The organism is Mesorhizobium sp. BHbdii (genome assembly GCF_053848045.1).
Genome location: NZ_JBSPKX010000001.1, coordinates 1499238 through 1519138 on the forward strand (window position 1 = coordinate 1499238; position 19901 = coordinate 1519138).

A 19901-nucleotide genomic window follows, 5' to 3' on the forward strand; every position below is an offset into this window, starting at 1 on the left:
TCAGCAACGCTCGCCTCAACCCACTAAGAAATCCAGTGAGTTATTCCGGCGCAAACGTCTCGAACGCACCCGCGCAGCCAGCGGTGCGCCGGATCGGCATCGAGCCGCGGGTGCCACAAAAGTGAAACCGTGATTTCCGGCAGGGGAACCGGCAGAGGGAAACAGTACATTCCGTCGCGCAGGTTCCCCGTATATCGTTCGGGAACGCTGGCGATCAGGTCCGAGGCGCGCGCCAGAGCCAGAGCTTCCGAAAAACCGCCGACGACCGTCACGATCTCTCGTTTCAACCCTAGCGGCTCAAGCGCATGGTCGATCGGTCCCCTGTCGAGCCCGCGACGGGAGAGGAGGATGTGCCGGCCGGCCGCATAACGGGCAGGGGTGATCGTCACCTCGCATAAGGGATGCCCCATCCGCACGACGCCGACGAAACGATCACGGAACAGCGCTTGCGCGCGCACCTCCGGTCCTGTGGCCTTTCCGACGACGCCGGTTTCCAGTTCTACACTGCCGTCGCGCAGGGGCGTGCTGTCCTTGTCCGGCTTCAGTACAAAACGCAGCCGCACGCCCGGTGCTTGTTCGCCGACGCGCGCAATGAGATCAGGTCCGAAATTCTCAACAAAGCCGTCCTGGTTTCTGAGCGTGAAGGTCCGCACAAGCCGTTTCAGGTCGAGCGTCTCAACAGGACGCAGAACGGCTTCGGCGTCCTCCACAAGCTGACCGACGCGCTCGCGGAGCTCGAGGGCCCGGGGTGTGGGAACAAGGCTGCGTCCGGCCCTGACCAACAGCGGATCGCCGATCGTCTCACGCAATCGCGCCAGCGCCCGGCTCATCGCCGACGGGCTAAGCCGCAGCCTCTTGGCGGCGCGTGCCACACTGCCTTCCGTCAGCAGCACATCAAGGGTGACAAGCAGATTGAGATCGGGATGCGGCATAGATGGATCGTAGCATGGTTGGCACAATCTGACATAGCGTCAAACGCAATGATTAAGTGCAAATGATGCGTCTTCCGCCATATCAAGCAAAGGACTACGTGTCTGCCAGCTCCGTTTCCGGAGCCGCCAGAAAACGGAGTTCATATTGAAGCCAATCGATGCAGGACGGGCAGTCGCCGGAAATGTGGAACGAGCACCTTCGGTTCGGTGGGCGCTTGCCGGCCTTTCGCTGTCAATGTTGCTGTCCTCACTCGGCATCAGCATCGCCAATGTTGCCTTGCCGACCTTGGCGCAGGCGTTCGACGCCTCGTTCCAGGAAGTCCAGTGGATCGTGCTGGCTTATCTCCTCGCCGTGACCACCCTGATCGTCAGCGTTGGACGGCTCGGTGACCTCATCGGTCGCCGGCGGCTGTTGCTGGCCGGACTGTTGCTGTTCACGACGGCCTCGGTCCTGTGTGGTGTCGCGCCGACGCTCTGGCTGCTGATTGCCGCGCGGGCGGCGCAGGGCTTGGGGGCGGCCATCATGATGGCCCTCACCATGGCTTTCGTCGGTGATACGGTTCCGAAGGCAAGGAGCGGCAGCGCTATGGGGCTGCTCGGAACGATGTCGGCGATCGGCACCGCTCTCGGTCCCTCGCTCGGGGGCCTTCTGATTGCCGGATCCGGCTGGCGGGCGATCTTCCTTGTCAACGTGCCATTGGGTTTGCTGGCCCTTGTTCTCGCCTATCGCTACCTGCCGGCTGATCGCCGGGGTTCGAAGACGGATCGGGCCGGCTTCGACGTTGTGGGCACGCTGCTGCTTGCCTTGGCGCTTGGCGCCTATGCGCTCGCGATGACGTTCGGGCGTGGCAGTTTTGGTCCGCTCAACATGGCTCTGTTGGCGGGAGCCGTTTTCGGAGCCGGCTTCTTTGTGCTTGTGGAGGCGAGGGTGGCATCACCTTTGATCCGATTGGCCGCATTCCGCAATGCGACGCTGAGTACGAGCCTCGCCACGAACGCACTCGTCGCGACGGTGATGATGGCGACACTGGTGGTCGGGCCGTTCTATCTGTCTCGTGCGCTCGGGCTCGACGCGGCTCTTGTCGGCGTCGTCATGTCGGTCGGTCCGCTTGTCGCCGCGCTGACTGGCGTGCCAGCTGGTCGCATAGCGGACCGTTTTGGCGCTGGGCGCATGACCATCATTGGGCTCATCGCGATAGCGGCCGGTTGCCTCATTCTATCCATGATGCCGACAATATCGGGCATCCCTGGCTACATCGCTCCGATCGCAATCGTCACATCAGGCTATGCGCTGTTCCAAACGGCCAACAACACCGCCGTCATGTCGGATATCCGCCCGGACCAGCGGGGCGTCATTTCCGGCTTGCTCAATTTGTCGCGCAATCTCGGGCTCATCACTGGTGCATCCGCCATGGGCGCCGTGTTCGCATTCGCCTCGGTGGCGACCGACATCACAACGGCGCGCCCCGAGGCCGTTGCCGCCGGCATGCGGATCACGTTCGCAGTCGCGGCGGTTTTGATTGTCGTCGCGCTCGCAATAGCGGTTGGTAGCCGTGCTCTCGCGGCGCGCCCCTCGCTGCCTGGAGGTATTCTTGACACGAGACCGTACGCTTCGACAAGAAGGCGTGCATGCTCAGATCGGGCGTCAAATCAGCAGCAGGCCCTTCATGCTGGCGTGACCCTTCTTGCCGATGATGATGTGATCGTGGACGGCGATGCCGAGCGGTTTGGCCGTCTCGATGACCAGCTTGGTCATCTCGATGTCGGCGCGCGACGGCGTCGGATCCCCTGACGGATGATTATGCGCCAAGATGATCGCCGTGGCGGAGAGTTCGAGCGCGCGTTTGACCACTTCGCGCGGATAGACCGGCGTGTGGTCGACGGTGCCGACCTGCTGCACCTCGTCGGCGATCAGCGCGTTCTTCTTGTCGAGAAACAGGATACGGAACTGCTCGCGCTCCTCGAAGGCCATTACCGACCGGCAGTATCCGAGAACCTGCGTCCAGGACGACAAGACCTCGCGGCCTTTGATCTCGCTACGTGCCGCGCGTTGGGCGGCCGCGGCAACGATCTTCAGATCGAGCGCCACTGCCGGGCCGATACCCCTGACCTCCTCAAGTCGCCCGACAGGCGCGCCAAGCACCTCGGCAAGCGTCCCGAAACGCGCCAGCAGCGCCTTGGCGACGGGCTTGGTGTCGGCGCGGGGGATCAGGCGGAAGAGCAAGAGCTCCAGCAATTCGTAGTCGGGGAGGGCGTCGGAACCCGCGGCCGCGAACCGTTGGCGCAAACGGTCGCGATGACCGAGATAATGCGGCTTTTCGACCGACTTGGCTTTCGCGAGCGATTTTATCGGCCTTTCGGGAAAGAATATGCGTGCGTCTTCGTCGCTGGTTTTCCCCATAGGCCGCCCATATCCAGCGCTTGCCGGGCAGATGCCCGCGACTTGTCGAAACACTATACCGGCAGGACACTATGCCGGCAGGCCCGGGCGGTCGAGGTTTTTTGGCGACAGCGTGAAAATCTCGCACCCGGTTTCGGTGACGCCGATCGTGTGCTCGTACTGCGCCGACAGCGAGCGGTCGCGTGTCACCGCCGTCCAGCCATCCGACAGCACTTTTACGTGCGGCCGGCCGAGATTGATCATCGGTTCGACGGTGAAGATCATGCCCGGCCGCATCTCGACGCCCTCGCTGGCGCTGCCATAGTGCAGGATGTTCGGCGCGTCGTGAAAGAGCTGGCCGACGCCGTGGCCGCAGAAATCGCGCACCACCGAGCAGCGCTCGCCTTCGGCATAGGTCTGGATGGCGGCGCCGATGGCGCCCGTGCGGGCGGCCGGCCTGATCGCCGCGATGCCGCGCATCAGGCATTCATGCGTGACCTCGAGCAGGCGCTCGGCGGCGCGCTTGATCGTGCCCACCGGATACATGCGCGAGGAATCGCCATGCCAGCCATCGAGGATGTAGGTGACGTCGATGTTGACGATGTCGCCGTCCTTCAACGGCTTGTTGTCGGGAATGCCATGGCAGACGACGTGGTTGATCGAGGTGCAGGATGACTTCGTGTAGCCGCGGTAGTTGAGCGTCGCGGGCAATGCGCCGTGATCCATGCCGAACTCGAAGACGAAGCGGTCGATGGTTTCAGTGGTAACGCCCGGCGCGACGATCGACACCAGTTCGTCGAGGCAGCGTGCGGTGAGGTCGCAGGCCTTGCGCATGCCGGCAAAGCCCTCTTCGCCGTAGAGGCGGATCTGGCCGGTGTTTCTGAGTGGTGCCGTGGCGGCGTCGAGATAGGTGACCATTGTGTCCGTCTTGCCGGAAGAAAGGGCTTCTGATGAGCCCGCGCGAAAAGTCTCTCAGATTTGGCACCGGACGGCCCCAGGTTCAAGGACGAACTGCCGGCGATGGGCTCAAGCCGGCGATATTCATGTCTTGCGGCTTCATCCTGTGCCTGTCCAGCCCGTGCCGGGGTGTTCGTCCGCACTGACGACATATTTCTGAGCAACAAGTGGGGAACGGGCTCTGGAGAGACACGAATGGACAGATCGCAATTCGAGGTGCCGGTGCGCATCACGACAGCGCCTGGCCTGCCGGTCGAGGAAATCTACAGCGTCGAACAGGCGCTGGATTTCCTGCAAGGCTGGCCGGTTCGCCGGCAGGGCCCGGTCTATCAGGCCGCGTTCAATGCCTGCTTTGGCGCCACGGTCGACCTGGTCGACACCGAGGACGCTTGCCGGGCGTTCATGGCGTTCTGCCGGGTAAGCCGCCTCCTGGCCAGGGACAGCTGGTTCCGCGCAGGCGCGGAGGCGAGGCGAGGGGGCTGCGGGCTTAGCGGCCGAGCCGGGCAGTCCCAGCGAACTGCTTAATGCATCCCACACTTCCATGCGTTCGACGAGCGGCAAATCTGCCCCAGAGCGGCATGCCTTCGGTGATGCTGTGCCAGCCAGTCACGAATCGGCTATGGCTCCGGCATGCAGGAAACGTCTCTTTACATCCCGGTGAAGCGGTTTCTTGAGAGCCTGGAATTCACCGTTAAAGGCGAAGTTGGTGGTTGCGACGTCGTGGGACTGCGTGACGGCGAGCCGCCCGTGGTCGTCATCTGCGAATTGAAATTGCAGTTCAACCTCGAACTCATACTTCAAGGTGTCGATCGTGCTGCGTCATGCGATGAGGTCTGGCTCGCGGCGCGGATGTCGGCCCGCGGCAAAGGCCGCGAGCATGACCGTCGGTTCCGCGCACTCTGCCGGCGGCTCGGGTTCGGGCTTCTGGGGGTTGGTTCCGCCGGCAACGTCGAATTGCTGCTCAGCCCGGCCGCTTTGCCGCCCCGGCGAGACCCGAGACGAAGATCGCGCCTGGTGGACGAGCATCGTCGCCGGCGCGGCGACCCTGTAGTCGGCGGCGGCTCGCGTACGCCGATAATGACCGCTTACCGGCAGGATGCGCTGGCCTGCGCCGCTGCGATGGTCGACGGCCCGAAGCGCCCGCGCGACTTGAAAGCCATTTCACCACGCGCCGCCAAGATCCTGCTTCACAATGTCTATGGCTGGTTCGCCAGGGCCGAGCGCGGCGTCTATGCGCTGACGGACGTTGGCCGCGCTGCGTTACACCGCTGGCCCCAACCGGCCCCATAGCGAGGCGGCGTCGAGTTTGTTTGAGCGGCTTGCCGCGGGCAGGGGAGACAACGTACCTCTCCCGACTTGGCAACGATCAGAGTCGGCGCGGGCTGTATCGGTTGTCGCTGGCCGTGGAAAGCATTATTGCACCAGGCGAAACGTGACAGCCTCTTCCGAGTTGCTCATCTGCCTTGTGCACACCCGTTGGTGCCGCGAAATACGACAGATGAGTTGCGTCGAACTCAAACGCGGCAATGGGCACCGTCGCCGGCGAGATATCGCAAACTGCGATCGCCCGCGGCAAGATTGTTCAAACAAATAGTCCAATCTGGCTATGAGGCGGCCAGCGCGTCGCCTCCATTGTCACTGCCACGCCAGAGCGCAAAAATCGAGCAAATGCGGCGGCAGGAGACAGTGAAGGCAGTAGCCAGAAACAACAAATGTTGATATTTGCGTTACTAAGCGCGTCGAACGGATCGGCCCGCCTAGGAACAAAAAAGGAATATTCTGGTAGTTCGTCAAGACTGGCTACGGGTTGTTTTTCACGAATTCGACATTGGCAGGAGCGTGAACTTTGTGCGGCGAAATCGGGGCTGCGAGACTCAATGCAATACCAAATATCTCAAAAATTTTATCAGAGGGGTGTGTGTATTTGATTTGGCGCTAATATACGCCGTCGAGTAGGCAGGCCACCGCGGGGCGCTAAGAAAAAAAGGATTATCAATGGCACTTCATTTCGCAGCAGGTGGGTCCGCCACAGAAGTCGCAAGCGCCGGTTTCAACCTGGCTGACGTTCAAACCGTCGAGCAGGTCAACGAGCTACCGGATGGCATGAAGGCTATGGTCTGGCTCAACGAGGGCGAGGGCGTAACCCAGTCCTTTATCGACAAAGTCACCCCCTTCATTGGCAATCCGAAGGTGTATGGGTTTTTTCTCGTCGACGAGCCGGATCCCACCGGCAAGTACCACACAAAGGTGGACGCTGCCGATCTGAAAGCGGAATCCGATTACATTCATTCTAATGTGCCAGGCGCCAAGACCTTCATCACCATGATGAATATGGGATCGTCTGCTGAGCCGGATTTTTCCAACACCTACAACCATGAGAACACGCATATCGATCTGTTCGGAATAGATCCGTATCCGGTTCGCACGGGCACAGACACGGTCGACTATGACATGATCGACAGAACCGTGGCTGCAGCGGTGGAGTCGGGCATCCCGACCAGCCAGATCGTTCCGGTCTATCAATCCTTTGGCGGCGGCAACTGGACGACCGATACGGACGGCAAGTATGTCATGCCGACGACAGACCAGTTGCAGACCATGATGGACCACTGGGGCAAGGTGGTTCCATCGCCCGCCTTTGACTTTGCCTACGCCTGGGGCTCCCAGGAAGGCGACGTCGCACTTGAGAGCTCCCCGGAACTGCAGGCCGTTTTCCGGGAGCACAATCTCAGCACAACTGGGACCGCCGCTTCCGACGCTACCGATGACAGCTCTACCGTAACTGCCCCTGCCGACGCTACCATCAGCGACGACGGCTCTACCGTGACTGTCCCTGCCGACGCCAGCACCAGCGACGGCAGCTCTACTGCGACTGTCCCTTCTGACGCCAGCACCAGCGACCACAGCTCTACTGCGGCTGTCCCTTCTGACGGCAGCACCAGCGACCACAGCTCTACTGCGACTGTCCCTTCTGACGCCAGCACCATCGACCACAGCTCTACTGCGACCGCCGCTTCCGACACCACCATCAGCGACAACAGCGCTACTGCGACCGCTGCTTCCGACACCACCATCAGCGACGACAGCTCTACTGCGGCCGCCGCTTCCGATACCACCACCAGCGATGGCAGTTCCACTGAGGCCGCCGCTTCCCGCCCCGCGACCAGCAATGGCGGTGTTCATGCTGTGCGTGGTGCCGATGCGCCCCATGCAGCCGCCGGCACCGACTGGGCGGTAGACCATGACGGCAACGACACCTCCCATGTCGACAATGGCGGCGAAAAGGCAGGCAGCAGTGTCGACCGGGTGTTGGCCGCCCTTTCTGGCGGCTCGGAGTCGCTCGCCGGTTCACACGACAAGACGGCCGGCAACGGGTTCGCCCACACTGTCGAGGATAATGAAAATGTCGGCGCCAATGCTAGCAAGGGCGGCGCCGCCGAGATCATGTCCGACCGCGGAGGCCACGACGCCTTCGACTTCAGCTGGCTCCAGGAAAAGCTGCAGGACAAGCCTCACTTCGACCAGGCCTTCTTAGACGGTCTCAAGCCGGGAGGGGAGTCATCTGACGCTCTGTCTACGGCTTCGCATGATCGTTCCGACCAGGTCAGCTACGACAGTTCAACCGGGTCGCTCTCTTTGGACAGCGACGGGACGGGAGATGCATCTCACACGCAACTCGCCGGCCATTTTCCATGGCAGCATCATTCGCTGTGACCTGAAGGAGCTACGGGCGGGAAACTAGATCAGGCCCGGCCTTTGTTCACCTCGAAGAACATGGGCCGGGTCGTTCCCGTGCCGGTCATAAATCGTCTTTCCAGAAATTCCGCGACGAGATACAGGTCATACTGGCGTCGCGGGATTGCCTCGCAGTTCGGCAAAGTCCGAACGGGGCTTCTCATCGAGGACGATGGCTTCGCCTTTGATGAGGAGTGAAGACGCGCACGCCGCCAGCAATGAGCTGTGCGTGGCGGCAAGAAAGTAGGCCTGATCTACACGCCCGACACTGCGTCGAACGCCTATGGCAAGGCCAAGGACGAACGCTGAGAGACGCGCGAGAGCATCAGCGCGACCGGCGGAAACGCGCGCGCTCGTGAGGCTTTACGCCCCCGCTCTCGGCTGCGCAGCTGCGCTTGCGCCGTCATATCAGATAAGCCTAATGTAAATCATGACCTGGCCATTGAGCGGGTGCGGCGGCGCACTCGGATTGGGCTCGCTATTCATCCGGTGGATATACCGATCACGCAAAGGGAGGACGAGATGAGAGTGGTTAAGTTATTTGCACTTGCTGCTGTGCTGCTTCTTTCCTCTGCGTTGTCTGCGGCCGCCCAGTCGGCTCGCGAGGACATCGAAGCGGCACTGACGAAATTCACGGACGCCTTCAACAGCGGAAACGCGGCGGCGGTCGGTCAAATGTATACCGAGGATGCCGCCGTGCTGCCGCCCGACGGCAAGCGCGTCGATGGTCGCAAGGGCGTGGAAGAATTCTGGCAGGGCGCGATCAAAAGCGGGATGAAGAATCTCACCCTAAAGGCCCTGGAGGTGGAAGAGAGCGCAAACCTCGCCTACGAAGTTGGCGCATTTACGCTCGATGTGCCGAGCAAAGACGGCGCCCTCTCCACCGTTGCGGGCAAGTACATCGTCGTCTGGAAAAAGGACGACGACGGGACATGGCGCCTGCATCGGGACATCTGGAATTTAGGTGCGGCCCAATAGGGATTTGATATCCAGGTCCTCATCGACCGCCTTGGCGACGAGTACGGCTAAATGCACTGGATCTGATGCTCTATTGCCATGCCAGTTGAAATCTCTGGTACGCCCAAGGGGAATCGAACCCCTGTTACCGCCGTGAAAGGGCGGTGTCCTGACCGCTAGACGATGGGCGCGCTCAGATGTGAGCGCTTATAGTTGCGTTGCACCAAACCGGCAACCCGTCTGCCGCACCTGCGACAACTTTTTTCAGTGGCCGCAAAAAACGCGCATTTTCGGCGATTTAGCCCGGTTCGACGCTGCATCGCATGCCGTCCTCAGACGGCGCACTGCGGGCGTCCACAAACGAGAGGAAGAACCAGCCATTACCCCCGCCGGCGGCAGCGCCAGTTCCAATCGCGCTCGGGACCGACGTCGATGTGTACGGATTCGGTATGGCAGTAGGTGCCGACGCCGCCACGCCCGGGCATGCTGCGTATATAGCCTGCTAGTTGCGCTTTCGAGACGCCTGGAACCTGAATGTCGGCGGCGGCGCAATACATATGCAGCGAATTCTTGGCGCCGTTGGCGCGGCGGTTGCGGGCCGGGTCACGATAGCCGGAGGTGACGATCATCTTCTTGCCGTAGTGGCCCTCGATCGTCTTCAGCACGCGGACCAGCGAAGGTTTTAGACAGGCAACGTCGACATTCTCGGTCTGCTTCAAAAGACCGTTGGGCGCCAGCCGGGCAAGCCCGGCAGCGGATGCCACCTGATAGGCGCCCCCTTCATCCTCGTTCAGATCGACGTCGCTGTCGTCGTCGAGGCCGGATTTGCGCTTGATCTCGAAGAGTGCGGTCTTGCGAACGCCAGGCAGCGCGTCATCGGTGAAATGGCTGGTATCGCCGATCGAAGCCAGTTGCACCGGCTTTTCAGCCGATTTGGCCGAGGCCAACGTGATGGTCGGCTTTGCGGCCGCCTTGGGCTGCGCCGCCGTCGTTTGCTCGCCCGACCTGTTGCTGGTCTGCGGGGCAGGCGCCGCCGAGGCCGGCGTGGCGCTGAACAAAGAGGCGAGGAACCCCTTCTTCTTCGGCGCATAAGCTTGCGGCTGCGGCTCCCCGGCGGTCACATAAACCGGGTTGTTCATCGCCGGCGCGGCCGCCTCGGTCTTGGACTTCGGCGCGGCCGTGCCTGCATCGGCGGTTTCAGTCTTCTGCGTAGCAGAGCCGGCCTGTTCAACCGTCTGCGCGGACTGTTGCTGGGGCTGCGGCGTCTGGCCCGCAGCAGCGTCGGCGCGCGCAGGAGCCGTGACGGGGAAGCCGGCATCGGACTTGGCGCCTCCCTGAGGGGCTCCCCCCTGGGTTCCCGGCTTGCCCATTGGTACATAGCCGACCTGCTCGGGAAGGCTTGCGTCGCCCTCGGCGGTCATCGTCATCTGTGAAGTCGTGATCTGCGACGACGAATCAACGGCGACCTGTTGGGTACCAGAGGCCGTGCTGATATCCGTAGCAGAGGCGTTATAACCGGGCATGCCGACTGACAGGGACGGGTCGCCGGCCGAGGTGCAGGACGCCAGGAGCACGGAGAAAAGCGCGGCCGCGATGGCGCGGCTTTCTCCCTTCGCGAAGCGCGATCCTGCTGATTTCAAAACAAAATTCCCCCTCGATGTCCGGCCGGTACGTCATTGGCGGCGTCGAAACGTCTCGCCGAAATAAATCCTTGTCCCCGAACCGAAACGAGACCTGTGTCAAATCCGCAAGCCCCAGAGTAATTCGACGGCTAAAGAGGAATCGAGACTGCTTGAGGGTTGACGACACCATTTCGCCCTCTTTTACCGGCGCGTCAACTCACCACACATTACAGAAGGTTACACACGCACCTTGACATAGGTGCCTGGCGCGTCGCCCAGGGTTTTCATGTGCTTGCCGGGTTTGCGGGCCGGCACGCGGGTGTTGTCCTTCGCCTCGACCCAGCGTTGCCAGTGCGGCCACCAGGAGCCGGGATGGTTTATGGCCTCGGCGATCCACTGGTCGAACTCGCCCGCCGGCTTGCCGCCGGTCCAGTAGTGATATTTCTGCGCTGCCGGCGGATTGACGACACCGGCGATGTGGCCGGAGCCGGCCATGACGTAGTCGACTTCGCCGCCGAAATACTTCGAACCTAGGAACACCGAAAGCGCCGGCGCGATATGATCTTCCTTCGCGGCGAGGTTGTAGACCGGGATGGTGACGTTCTTCAGCGAAACCACGCGGCCCGCCAGCTCCATCATGCCTTGCGAAAGTCTGTTCTCGAGATAGCAGTTGCGCAGGTAGAAGGAATGGTTGGCCGCGCCCATGCGGGTCGAATCGGCGTTCCAGTAGAGCAGATCGAAGGGCAGGGGATCCTTGCCGCGCATGTAGTTGTTGACGACATAGGGCCAGATCAGGTCGCCCGAGCGCAGCATGTTGAAGGCGGTCGCCATCTTGGTGCCGTCGAGATAGCCTTTCTCGTTCATCGCCTTTTCGACGGCCGCAACCTGCTCCTCGTCGACGAACACTTTCAGGTCGCCGGCATACGTGAAATCGACCTGCGTGGTGAAGAAGGTGGCCGATTTGATGCGGTGGTCGCCTTCCTGCGCCATCAGCGCCAGGGCCGCCGCCAGAAGCGTGCCGCCGACGCAATAGCCGACGGCATTGACGTCCTTTTCACCGGTGGCCTTTTCGATCGTGTCCAGGCCGTATTGCAGTCCCTCTCGGATATAGGCCTCCCAGCTCTTGGTGCCGTGCCGCTCGTCCGGGTTGATCCAGGAGATGACGAAGACAGTGTGGCCCTGCTCTACCGCCCAGCGGATGAAGGACTTTTGCGGGTTGAGATCGAGAATGTAGAATTTGTTGATCCATGGCGGGCAGATCAGTAGCGGCCGCTTGAGTACGCTCTCGGTCGCCGGATCGTATTGCAAGATCTCGGCGACATCGCTGCGGCCCACCACCTTGCCGGGCGTCGTGGCGAGGTTCTTGCCGATCTCGAAGGGCGAATAATCGGCCTGCCGGAGTTTCAGGTCGCCCTTGCCGGCGGCGATGTCCTCGGCCAGCATCTTCATGCCGCGGACCAGGTTTTCGCCATTCGAAGCGACGGTCTCGCGAAACAGCTCCGGGTTGGTCAGGATGAAATTCGACGGCGAGATGGCGTTGGACACCTGCTTGACGTAGAAGCTGGCCTTGTGGCGGGTGTGCTCGTCCAGGCCATCGGCGTGCTCGACCAGCTCGGCCGCCCAGCGCGAGGTGACGAGATAGGCCTGCTTGAGGAAATCGAAGAAGGCGTTGCGGCCCCATTCCGGGTCCTGGAAACGCTTGTCGCCGGGCTCGGGCTTGACCGCGTCTTCGGCATCTTCGCCGCCGGCGCTGAGACGCTGGATGGAGTTGGCCCAGACGGTCATGTAGCCGGAAAACAGCCGCGTCTGCGCCTCCAGCGCACGCTGCGGGTCGGAAAGCCAGTATTCGCTGAGCTTCGAGAATGTTTTCACCATGTCGACGACCGGCTCGGCGACATGATCGCGTACCTCGCCTTTTTCCCGCGGCTCGGCCCATGCGGAGGCCGCCTTGCCGGCCTGCTCGATCATGCGCGCCACGTTCAAGGCGAAGCGCTCCGGGTCCTTCACCAGATATTGCTCGACGGTCGAAGCCTGGTCATCTTCCGCTTTGCCCGAATCGGGTGTTTTGGACATGGTTCGCGGGGTTCCTCCCGAAGCGTTTTCTTGACATATTATCATGGGACATCGGACAGGGTCCAACGCGCTCTACCTCGGCTGCCAAGGAAACAATATGACGATTAACATTGGCGAAACTGTTTTTTCTGGCACTGGTCGTTTTTGCCGCATGGGCGCGGCGGTCGTTTTGCTGGCGATCGCCGGCTGTTCGAGCACCAACATCGAGGGCGCCACGCCTGTCGCGGCTACCGACGGGCCGAAGAACACCGGCACCTATCCGAATCTGAATATTCCGCCGCAGGTGGCGGCGAAGCAATTCACCGAGGCGGAAAAGAACGCCAAGCTCGCCCAGTTGAAGGCCGACGAGCAGGCGCAGGCCTCAAAGGGCGGAGCGGTCAAGGCCGCGAACCCGGCGGCGCTGAACACACTGGCAAGGAAGCACGGCGCCGACGCGCTGAAGCAGATCGAAGCCCCATGCGATCCTGCCCTCGACCCTACCTGCAAATAGGGTTATATCGCGCGACCGACAACCACCTTCGCCAAAAACCACTTTGACCGTCTGGAATTGACATGGAAGAATTTCACAAGGTCCGCCGGCTTCCGCCCTATGTCTTCGAGCAGGTCAACCGGCTGAAGGCCAGTGCCCGCTCGCGCGGCGCCGACATCATCGACCTTGGCATGGGCAATCCGGATCTGCCGACGCCCAAGGCCATCGTCGACAAATTGTGCGAGGTCGTGCGCGATCCGCGCACGCATCGCTATTCGTCATCGCGCGGCATTCCGGGCCTTCGCCGCGCCCAGGCCAATTACTATGGCCGCCGTTTTGGGGTGAAACTCGACCCGGACACGCAAGTGGTGGCGACGCTGGGGTCGAAGGAAGGTTTTGCCAATATGGCGCAGGCGATCACCGCCCCCGGCGACGTGATCCTGTGCCCTAACCCGACCTATCCGATCCACGCTTTCGGCTTCATCATGTCGGGCGGCGTCATCCGCTCGTTGCAGGTGGAACCGGACGACGGCTTCATCCCCGCGCTGGAGCGCGGTATCCGCCATTCGATCCCGAAGCCGCTGGCGTTGATCCTCAATTACCCGTCGAACCCGACGGCGCAGGTCGCCTCGCTCGATTTCTACAAGGAGGTGGTGGCCTTCGCCAAGAAGAACGACATCATCATCCTGTCGGACCTTGCCTATTCGGAAATCTATTTCGACGGCCATCCGCCGCCCTCGGTGCTGCAGGTGCCGGGCGCGATCGACGTGGCGGTCGAGTTCACCTCGATGTCGAAGACCTTTTCCATGCCCGGCTGGCGCATGGGTTTTGCCGTCGGCAACGAGCGGCTGATCTCGGCGCTAACCAGGGTCAAGTCCTATCTCGACTACGGTGCCTTCACGCCGATCCAGGTGGCGGCTGCGCACGCGCTCAACGGCGACGGCGCCGATATCGCCGAAGTTCGCGACATCTATCATAAGCGCCGCGACGTCATGGTCGACGCCTTCAGCCGCGCCGGCTGGATTGTCCCGGCGCCGGCGGCGTCGATGTTCGCCTGGGCGCCGATCCCGGAGCCGTTCAAGCATCTCGGTTCGCTCGAATTCTCCAAGCTTCTGATCGAGCACGCTGACGTGGCGGTGGCGCCGGGTGTCGGCTTCGGGGAGCATGGCGACGACCATGTGCGCATCGCGCTGGTCGAGAACGAGCACCGGATCCGGCAGGCGGCTCGCAACATCAAGCGCTTCCTGGCGTCCAGCGCCAAACAGCCCAACAATGTGGTGCCGCTCGCCGCGCACCGTTGAGCGCCTGACACTACATCGACCAAATTCTTGGGGGGCGTCGCCGGACATGGCTGAAGCGTTGCGTGTTGGAATTGCCGGTCTCGGCACCGTCGGCGCGTCGGTGGCGCGCGTGCTGCACGACAAGGCGGCGGAACTGACGCGGCAATGCGGCCGCGAGGTCGTCGTGTCGGCCGTCTCGGCCCGTGATCGCAAACGCGACCGCGGCGTCGATCTCGGCGCGGCCAAGTGGTTCGACGATCCGGTAGGAATGGCGCAGACCGCCGAGATCGACGTGTTCGTCGAGCTGATCGGCGGCGACGAGGGACCGTCGCGATCATCCGTGAAAGCAGCGCTTGAAACCGGCCGCCACGTCGTCACCGCCAACAAGGCGCTGCTCGCCAAGCATGGCGTGGCGCTGGCCGAGATCGCCGAGAAGAAGGGCGTGCTGCTCAATTATGAGGCGGCGGTGGCGGGCGGCATTCCGGTCATCAAGACGATGCGCGAGGCGATGGCCGGCAATTCGGTGACCCGTGTCTTCGGTATCCTCAACGGCACCTGCAATTATATCCTGACCCGCATGGAGGCCGAGGGCCTGTCGTTCGACGCCTGTCTGAAGGATGCGCAGCGGCTGGGCTATGCCGAGGCCGACCCGACCTTCGACATCGAGGGCCACGACACCGCGCATAAGCTGTCGATCCTGACCAGCCTTGCCTTCGGCACGCGAATCGCCGCCAACGACATCTACATGGAAGGGATTTCCAACATCAGCCAGGCCGACATCCGCGCGGCCGGCGATCTCGGCTACCGGATAAAGCTGCTCGGCGTCGCCCAACGCACGGAAAGCGGGATCGAACAGCGCGTGCACCCGACCATGGTGCCGACGGCCTCGGTCATCGCGCAGGTGCACGGCGTCACCAATGCGGTGGCCATCGAAACCGATATTCTTGGCGAGCTTTTGCTCTCCGGTCCCGGTGCCGGCGGTAACGCCACCGCATCGGCAGTGGTCGGCGACATTGCCGACATCGCCAAGAGCCGGCCCGGTTTCCAGCACGGTCCGGTCTTCGGCCTGCCGGCGAAGGAATTGCGACCCTATAAGAAGGCGCAGATGCGCAGCCATGCCGGCGGCTATTTCATCCGGCTAACCGTGCATGACCGCATCGGCGTCTTTGCCGCCATCGCCAAGCGCATGGCCGACAACGATATTTCGCTGGAATCGATCGTGCAGCACGCCGCCGGGCCGGATACCGCCCTGCAGAAGACGGTGATCCTCGTCACCCACGAGACAACAGAAGCGGCGGTCCGCAAGGCCGTCGACGGCATCACCAAGGACGACCATCTGACCGACAAGCCGCAGGTCATCCGCATCGAGCGGGCGGAATAGGAATTCTCTTTCTCAAATCGATTGATATCGCTGCGCTTTCAAGAAAGACCCGCCCAGGTCTTGCTGTTGTCATGGAGCTTTGACACAACCGGCGCGCCTCTAACGCATCGGCCCGGAAATCGGAATCGATTTTCGGGAAAGCACAATGCGTAAATTTAAGGACTTAGAGCGTCCTTTGCGCGGTCCAATGGACGCGGCGCTCTTACGGGAGGCAATGTGCCAACGAGGATTGTCCACCGATGAACATTGCCCAGAACATCGTCGCCGGCCTTGACCGGATACTCACCATGGAACTGGTGCGTGTCACCGAACGCGCCGCGGTTGCGGCGGCCAGGTTGCGCGGACGCGGCGACGAAAAGGCCGCCGACCAGGTCGCAGTCGACGCCATGCGCGAGGAGCTCAACCGCCTCGCCATCAACGGTACGGTGGTGATCGGCGAGGGCGAACGCGACGAGGCGCCGATGCTCTATATCGGCGAAGAGGTCGGTTCCGGCAAAGGCCCGGCGGTCGATATCGCGCTCGATCCGCTCGAAGGCACGACGATCTGCGCCAAGAACCTGCCCAACGCGCTGGCCGTCATCGCCATTGCGGAAAAAGACAGCCTGCTGTTCGCGCCCGACGTCTATATGGACAAGATCGCCGTCGGCCCGGGCTATGCGGACGGCGTCATCGACATCGATGCCTCGCCGGCCGAAAACATCGCCAGCCTGGCCAGGGCCAAAGGCGTACCGGTGCCGGAGATCACCGCCTGCATCCTCGACCGGCCGCGCCATGGCAGCCTGATCGAGGCCGTGCGCGCCACGGGCGCTGCGATCCGGCTGATCGGCGATGGTGACGTCGCCGGCGTCATCCACACCACCGATCCGGAGGAAACCGGCATCGACATCTATCTCGGCACCGGCGGCGCCCCGGAGGGCGTGCTGGCGGCGGCAGCGTTGCGCTGCACCGGCGGCCAGATCCAGGGAAGGCTGATCCTCGACACGCCGCAAAAGGTGGCGCGCGCGGCGCAGATGGGCATCTTGGACCCGAAGCGGGTTTACCGCACGCAAGACATGGCGCGCGGTGACGTGCTGTTTGCGGCAACCGGCGTGACCGACGGCAACATGCTGGCCGGCGTCAAGTTCGGCCGCAATTCCATCACCACGCATACGATCGTGCTGCGCTCGTCGTCGCGCACCGTTCGCGAGATCAAGGCAAGGCACCAGGATCTGGAAAAGTTTTGATTCCCGACTCGGCTAGCCGTCGCGTATTGTGACAAATGACAATCCGCAGACGGCGCGTCGCATGACGGGCGAAAACCGTATCTTCCTCGATGTCAGGCAGTCGGCATCAGGTGTTTCCTGGGAACACCGGCTGACCGAGCGGCAGGACATGACTGCGCTTGCGATAGCGCAAGGCTTTGGCGTGCCGGACATCGTCGCGCGCGTGCTTGCCGGGCGCGGCGTGACCGCCGAGCAGACCGAGCGGTTCCTTGATCCGACCATCCGCGATCTTTTGCCGGACCCGGTTTCGCTGACCGACATGGACAAGGCCGCCGCTCGCATCGCTGAAGCGATCGTGACCGGGGAAAGAGTGGCGATCTTCGGCGACTACGACGTCGACGGCGCGGCCTCATCGGCGCTGCTCAAGCGGTTTCTCACGCATTTCTCCGTGCCAGCGGAGATCTACATACCGGACCGCATCTTCGAGGGGTACGGACCCAATCCGGAAGCCATGCGCGAACTTGTCTCGCGTGGCGCGACGCTGATCGTCACCGTCGACTGCGGCACCAACAGCGCCGTCTCGATCGACGCGGCGAAGGCTGCCGGCGCCGATGTCGTGGTGCTCGATCATCATCAGCTCGGCGGTCCGTTGCCGGCGGCGGAGGCGGTCGTCAATCCCAATCGCGAGGACGACCTTTCGGGGCAGGGCCATCTTTGTGCCGCCGGCGTCGTCTTCCTGGCTCTGGTGCAGACGGCGAAGATCCTGCGTGGCCGGTTGCCGGATGCCGCACCGCCGGACCTGCTTGGTCTGCTGGACCTCGTGGCCCTGGCGACCGTTTGCGACGTGGTGCCGCTGACCGGCGTCAACCGCGCCTTCGTGGTCAAGGGGTTGCAGATGGCGCGCCAGCAGAGGAACGAGGGGTTGGCGGCGTTGGCGCGGGTCTCGCGCATCGGCGAGCCGGTCAGCACCTTCCATCTGGCCTATCTGATCGGCCCGCGCATCAATGCCGGTGGGCGCATCGGCGACGCAGCACTCGGCAGCCGCCTGCTCGCCACCGACGATCCCGTCGAGGCCCGCACCATCGCCGAGACGCTGGACCGGCTCAATCAGGAGCGGCAGCAGATGGAGCTGGAAATGCTGGCCGCGGCACGAGTCGAGGCCGATGCCGAGCTTGCGGGCGGCAATGGGCCGGCCATCGTCGTCACCGCCAGCTCCAATTGGCATCCGGGCATCGTCGGCCTGCTGGCCTCGCGGCTCAAGGACCATGCGCGCCGGCCCGCCTTTGCCATCGCCTTCAACGCCAATGGCGTCGGCACGGGTTCAGGCCGTTCGGTGTCGGGCTTTGATCTCGGCCGGCTGGTGCGGGAGGCCGCCATTGCCGGGCTGATCGTCAAAGGCGGCGGCCATGGCATGGCGGCCGGCATTACGGTGGAGCGGGCGAAACTTGGCGCGCTCCGCGCCTTCTTCGAGGAACGGGCGGCGGCCGACGTGTTCCGGCTGCAAGGCGAGGAAAGCCTGGCGATCGACGGTGCGCTGGCCGCCGAGGGTGCAACGCTCAGCCTGCTCGATGCGCTGGAGAAAGCCGGCCCGTTCGGCGCCGGGCATGTCGCGCCGGTCTTCGCGCTGCCGCGCCATCGTCTTGCCGATGCGAGGCCGGTCGGCACCAATCACATCCGCGCCGAGTTGCAGTCGGAAAGCGGCGGCCGGATCCAGGCGATCGCCTTTCGCGCCGCCGATACGGCGCTCGGCGAATTCCTGTTCACGAACCGGGGCAAACCGGTGCACGTCGCCGGTTCGCTGTCGGGCAATCACTGGAACGGCAACCGCACGGTGCAGTTCCGCATCGTCGATGCCGCACGTGCCTGAGAGCGGTTTTCGCTTCTGCGCGAGTCTTCGACGATTTAAGCCAGAACCGTCTGCAGCCGGGCCAACTCGCCGATCTGGGCCACCGTCACCTGATAGCCGATACGGATCGCCTCGTCGGCGCGGTGGAATTCGGTCAGGCCGATATGGCTGAGCTTAGGCTGCAGCGACATATCCGGCGGGTCGCCGGCAAGCCGCGCACGCGAAATGCGGTCCTGGATGATGTTGAAAGCTTCGACCATAACGCCGGTGATGCCGAGCCGTGTTTGGTACTGGTGCCCTGTATCGACCAGGCCGGGCCTTGGCGCATCCTTTTCGACGACCAGTTCGCCGGCGCTGTGCTTGATGACGGCGGCGCGGCCGAACAGATCATAGTGAAGGTTTACCGCGACCACGAGCGGCTGCTCGTAGGCGCGGCAGACCGAGACCGGAACCGGATTGACCAGCGCGCCGTCGACCAGCACGCGCCCGTTGCAAGTGACCGGTTCGAACACGCCGGGCAGTGCATAGGAGGCGCGCATAGCGGTGATCAGCGAGCCGCCTGACAGCCAGATTTCATGGCCGGTGCGGATTTCCGAGGTGACACAAACGAATGGCTTCGACAAATCCTCGAAACGGATGCCGGCCATATGCTCGCGCAGCCGTGCGTCGAGCTTCATGCCGCCGAACAGGCCGCTGCCGCGCAGATTGAGATCGAGAAGACCAAAAATGCGGCGCTTGGTCAGGCTTCTGGCGAATTCTTCCAGCTCATCCAGCTTGCCGGCAAGATAGCAGCCGCCGACCAGCGCGCCGATCGAGGTGCCGGCGATCATCGACACTTCGATGCCTGCTTCGTCGAGCGCGCGCAGCACGCCGATATGGGCCCAGCCGCGCGCGCAGCCGCCGCCCAATGCCAGCGAAATGCCTGTTTTCTTGGCGGGGTTCGTTTCGGATACGCCGGCGGACGACGACAGGCCATTGGCCTCTCGAACGTCCGGTCTGTTCAGCGATGACGCCCATTCGAGCATCACAATCTCCCTTGTCCCACGGCCAACATACAGGCTGGCCGT

The 19901-nt window shown here is 62.9% G+C and carries 14 protein-coding genes, 1 tRNA gene and 2 pseudogenes; 10 read left to right on the forward strand and 7 right to left on the reverse strand.

The features are described 5' to 3' along the window. Positions 1-23: 23 nt before the first annotated feature. A complete protein-coding gene (locus ACWTU8_RS07305; RefSeq protein ID WP_455847593.1) occupies positions 24-932 on the reverse strand; it encodes a LysR family transcriptional regulator in 909 nt (302 codons plus the stop codon). Positions 933-1077: 145 nt separating this feature from the next. Here ACWTU8_RS07305 and ACWTU8_RS07310 point away from each other — a divergent pair. After that, a pseudogene (locus tag ACWTU8_RS07310) lies at positions 1078-2484 on the forward strand (MFS transporter); the annotation flags it as partial. 93 nt (positions 2485-2577) lie between these two features. Here ACWTU8_RS07310 and radC read toward each other — a convergent pair. Then, entirely contained in the window at positions 2578-3333 is a 756-nt protein-coding gene (radC, locus tag ACWTU8_RS07315; RefSeq protein WP_455847594.1) for a RadC family protein, read from the reverse strand. 69 nt (positions 3334-3402) lie between these two features. Next, entirely contained in the window at positions 3403-4230 is an 828-nt protein-coding gene (gene map / locus ACWTU8_RS07320; RefSeq protein WP_455847595.1) for a type I methionyl aminopeptidase, read from the reverse strand. A 234-nt stretch (positions 4231-4464) separates the two neighbouring features. Here map and ACWTU8_RS07325 point away from each other — a divergent pair. The 4 genes and pseudogenes from ACWTU8_RS07325 to ACWTU8_RS07340 all read left to right on the forward strand — a co-directional run bounded on the left by ACWTU8_RS07325 (position 4465) and on the right by ACWTU8_RS07340 (position 8982). After that, positions 4465-4760, forward strand: a pseudogene (locus ACWTU8_RS07325) (DUF982 domain-containing protein). Positions 4761-4899: 139 nt separating this feature from the next. Further along, positions 4900-5559 (forward strand): DUF2161 domain-containing phosphodiesterase, encoded by a 660-nt coding sequence (locus ACWTU8_RS07330; protein ID WP_029353113.1) that lies wholly within the window; start codon positions 4900-4902, stop codon positions 5557-5559. Between the two features lie 705 nt (positions 5560-6264). Next, the gene (locus ACWTU8_RS07335) at positions 6265-7983 is read left to right on the forward strand and encodes a calcium-binding protein (RefSeq protein WP_455847596.1); all 1719 of its coding nucleotides are present in this window, start codon (positions 6265-6267) and stop codon (positions 7981-7983) included. 543 nt (positions 7984-8526) lie between these two features. Continuing rightward, positions 8527-8982, forward strand: coding sequence for a YybH family protein (locus tag ACWTU8_RS07340; RefSeq protein WP_455847597.1), 456 nt, complete (start codon positions 8527-8529; stop codon positions 8980-8982). 95 nt (positions 8983-9077) lie between these two features. On the opposite strand, the gene ACWTU8_RS07345 is transcribed toward ACWTU8_RS07340, so the two are convergent. The 3 genes from ACWTU8_RS07345 to phaC form a co-directional block, all read right to left on the reverse strand. Continuing rightward, positions 9078-9152, reverse strand: a tRNA-Glu gene (locus tag ACWTU8_RS07345). Positions 9153-9341: 189 nt separating this feature from the next. Continuing rightward, positions 9342-10484 carry a YcbK family protein gene (locus ACWTU8_RS07350; protein ID WP_455848406.1) on the reverse strand — a complete coding sequence of 381 codons (1143 nt, stop codon included), beginning with the start codon at positions 10482-10484 and terminating at the stop codon, positions 9342-9344. A gap of 336 nt (positions 10485-10820) precedes the next feature. Continuing rightward, positions 10821-12656, reverse strand: coding sequence for a class I poly(R)-hydroxyalkanoic acid synthase (phaC, locus tag ACWTU8_RS07355; RefSeq protein WP_455847598.1), 1836 nt, complete (start codon positions 12654-12656; stop codon positions 10821-10823). Between the two features lie 97 nt (positions 12657-12753). Here phaC and ACWTU8_RS07360 point away from each other — a divergent pair, with 97 nt between their 5' ends. From ACWTU8_RS07360 to recJ, 5 genes are all read left to right on the forward strand, one after another. Beyond that, complete coding sequence (locus ACWTU8_RS07360) at positions 12754-13146, forward strand: hypothetical protein (RefSeq protein ID WP_455847599.1); 393 nt, start codon at positions 12754-12756, stop codon at positions 13144-13146. 62 nt (positions 13147-13208) lie between these two features. Next, complete coding sequence (locus tag ACWTU8_RS07365; RefSeq protein WP_455847600.1) at positions 13209-14426, forward strand: LL-diaminopimelate aminotransferase; 1218 nt, start codon at positions 13209-13211, stop codon at positions 14424-14426. Between the two features lie 46 nt (positions 14427-14472). Continuing rightward, on the forward strand, positions 14473-15786 hold the full coding sequence (locus tag ACWTU8_RS07370; RefSeq protein ID WP_135937403.1) for a homoserine dehydrogenase: 1314 nt from the start codon (positions 14473-14475) through the stop codon (positions 15784-15786). Positions 15787-16025: 239 nt separating this feature from the next. Further along, a complete protein-coding gene (gene glpX, locus ACWTU8_RS07375) occupies positions 16026-17009 on the forward strand; it encodes a class II fructose-bisphosphatase (RefSeq protein ID WP_455847601.1) in 984 nt (327 codons plus the stop codon). 61 nt (positions 17010-17070) lie between these two features. Then, entirely contained in the window at positions 17071-18855 is a 1785-nt protein-coding gene (recJ, locus tag ACWTU8_RS07380; RefSeq protein ID WP_455847602.1) for a single-stranded-DNA-specific exonuclease RecJ, read from the forward strand. A 35-nt stretch (positions 18856-18890) separates the two neighbouring features. Here the strand turns inward: recJ and ACWTU8_RS07385 are convergent, their stop codons facing one another. After that, positions 18891-19859, reverse strand: a complete 969-nt coding sequence (locus ACWTU8_RS07385; protein WP_455840968.1) for a patatin family protein — start codon at positions 19857-19859, stop codon at positions 18891-18893. Between the last annotated feature and the right edge of the window lie 42 nt (positions 19860-19901).

What these genes read in the sequence shown, in the direction of transcription:
- ACWTU8_RS07340 (WP_455847597.1), top strand. Translation starts at nt 8,527, where the DNA reads ATGAGAGTGGTTAAGTTATTTGCACTTGCTGCTGTGCTGCTTCTTTCC.
- ACWTU8_RS07335 (WP_455847596.1), top strand. Translation starts at nt 6,265, where the DNA reads ATGGCACTTCATTTCGCAGCAGGTGGGTCCGCCACAGAAGTCGCAAGC.
- glpX (WP_455847601.1), top strand. Translation starts at nt 16,026, where the DNA reads ATGAACATTGCCCAGAACATCGTCGCCGGCCTTGACCGGATACTCACC.
- radC (WP_455847594.1), bottom strand. Translation starts at nt 3,333, where the DNA reads ATGGGGAAAACCAGCGACGAAGACGCACGCATATTCTTTCCCGAAAGG.
- recJ (WP_455847602.1), top strand. Translation starts at nt 17,071, where the DNA reads ATGACGGGCGAAAACCGTATCTTCCTCGATGTCAGGCAGTCGGCATCA.
- ACWTU8_RS07360 (WP_455847599.1), top strand. Translation starts at nt 12,754, where the DNA reads ATGACGATTAACATTGGCGAAACTGTTTTTTCTGGCACTGGTCGTTTT.
- phaC (WP_455847598.1), bottom strand. Translation starts at nt 12,656, where the DNA reads ATGTCCAAAACACCCGATTCGGGCAAAGCGGAAGATGACCAGGCTTCG.
- ACWTU8_RS07365 (WP_455847600.1), top strand. Translation starts at nt 13,209, where the DNA reads ATGGAAGAATTTCACAAGGTCCGCCGGCTTCCGCCCTATGTCTTCGAG.
- ACWTU8_RS07370 (WP_135937403.1), top strand. Translation starts at nt 14,473, where the DNA reads ATGGCTGAAGCGTTGCGTGTTGGAATTGCCGGTCTCGGCACCGTCGGC.
- map (WP_455847595.1), bottom strand. Translation starts at nt 4,230, where the DNA reads ATGGTCACCTATCTCGACGCCGCCACGGCACCACTCAGAAACACCGGC.
- ACWTU8_RS07385 (WP_455840968.1), bottom strand. Translation starts at nt 19,859, where the DNA reads ATGCTCGAATGGGCGTCATCGCTGAACAGACCGGACGTTCGAGAGGCC.
- ACWTU8_RS07350 (WP_455848406.1), bottom strand. Translation starts at nt 10,484, where the DNA reads ATGCCCGGTTATAACGCCTCTGCTACGGATATCAGCACGGCCTCTGGT.
- ACWTU8_RS07330 (WP_029353113.1), top strand. Translation starts at nt 4,900, where the DNA reads ATGCAGGAAACGTCTCTTTACATCCCGGTGAAGCGGTTTCTTGAGAGC.
- ACWTU8_RS07305 (WP_455847593.1), bottom strand. Translation starts at nt 932, where the DNA reads ATGCCGCATCCCGATCTCAATCTGCTTGTCACCCTTGATGTGCTGCTG.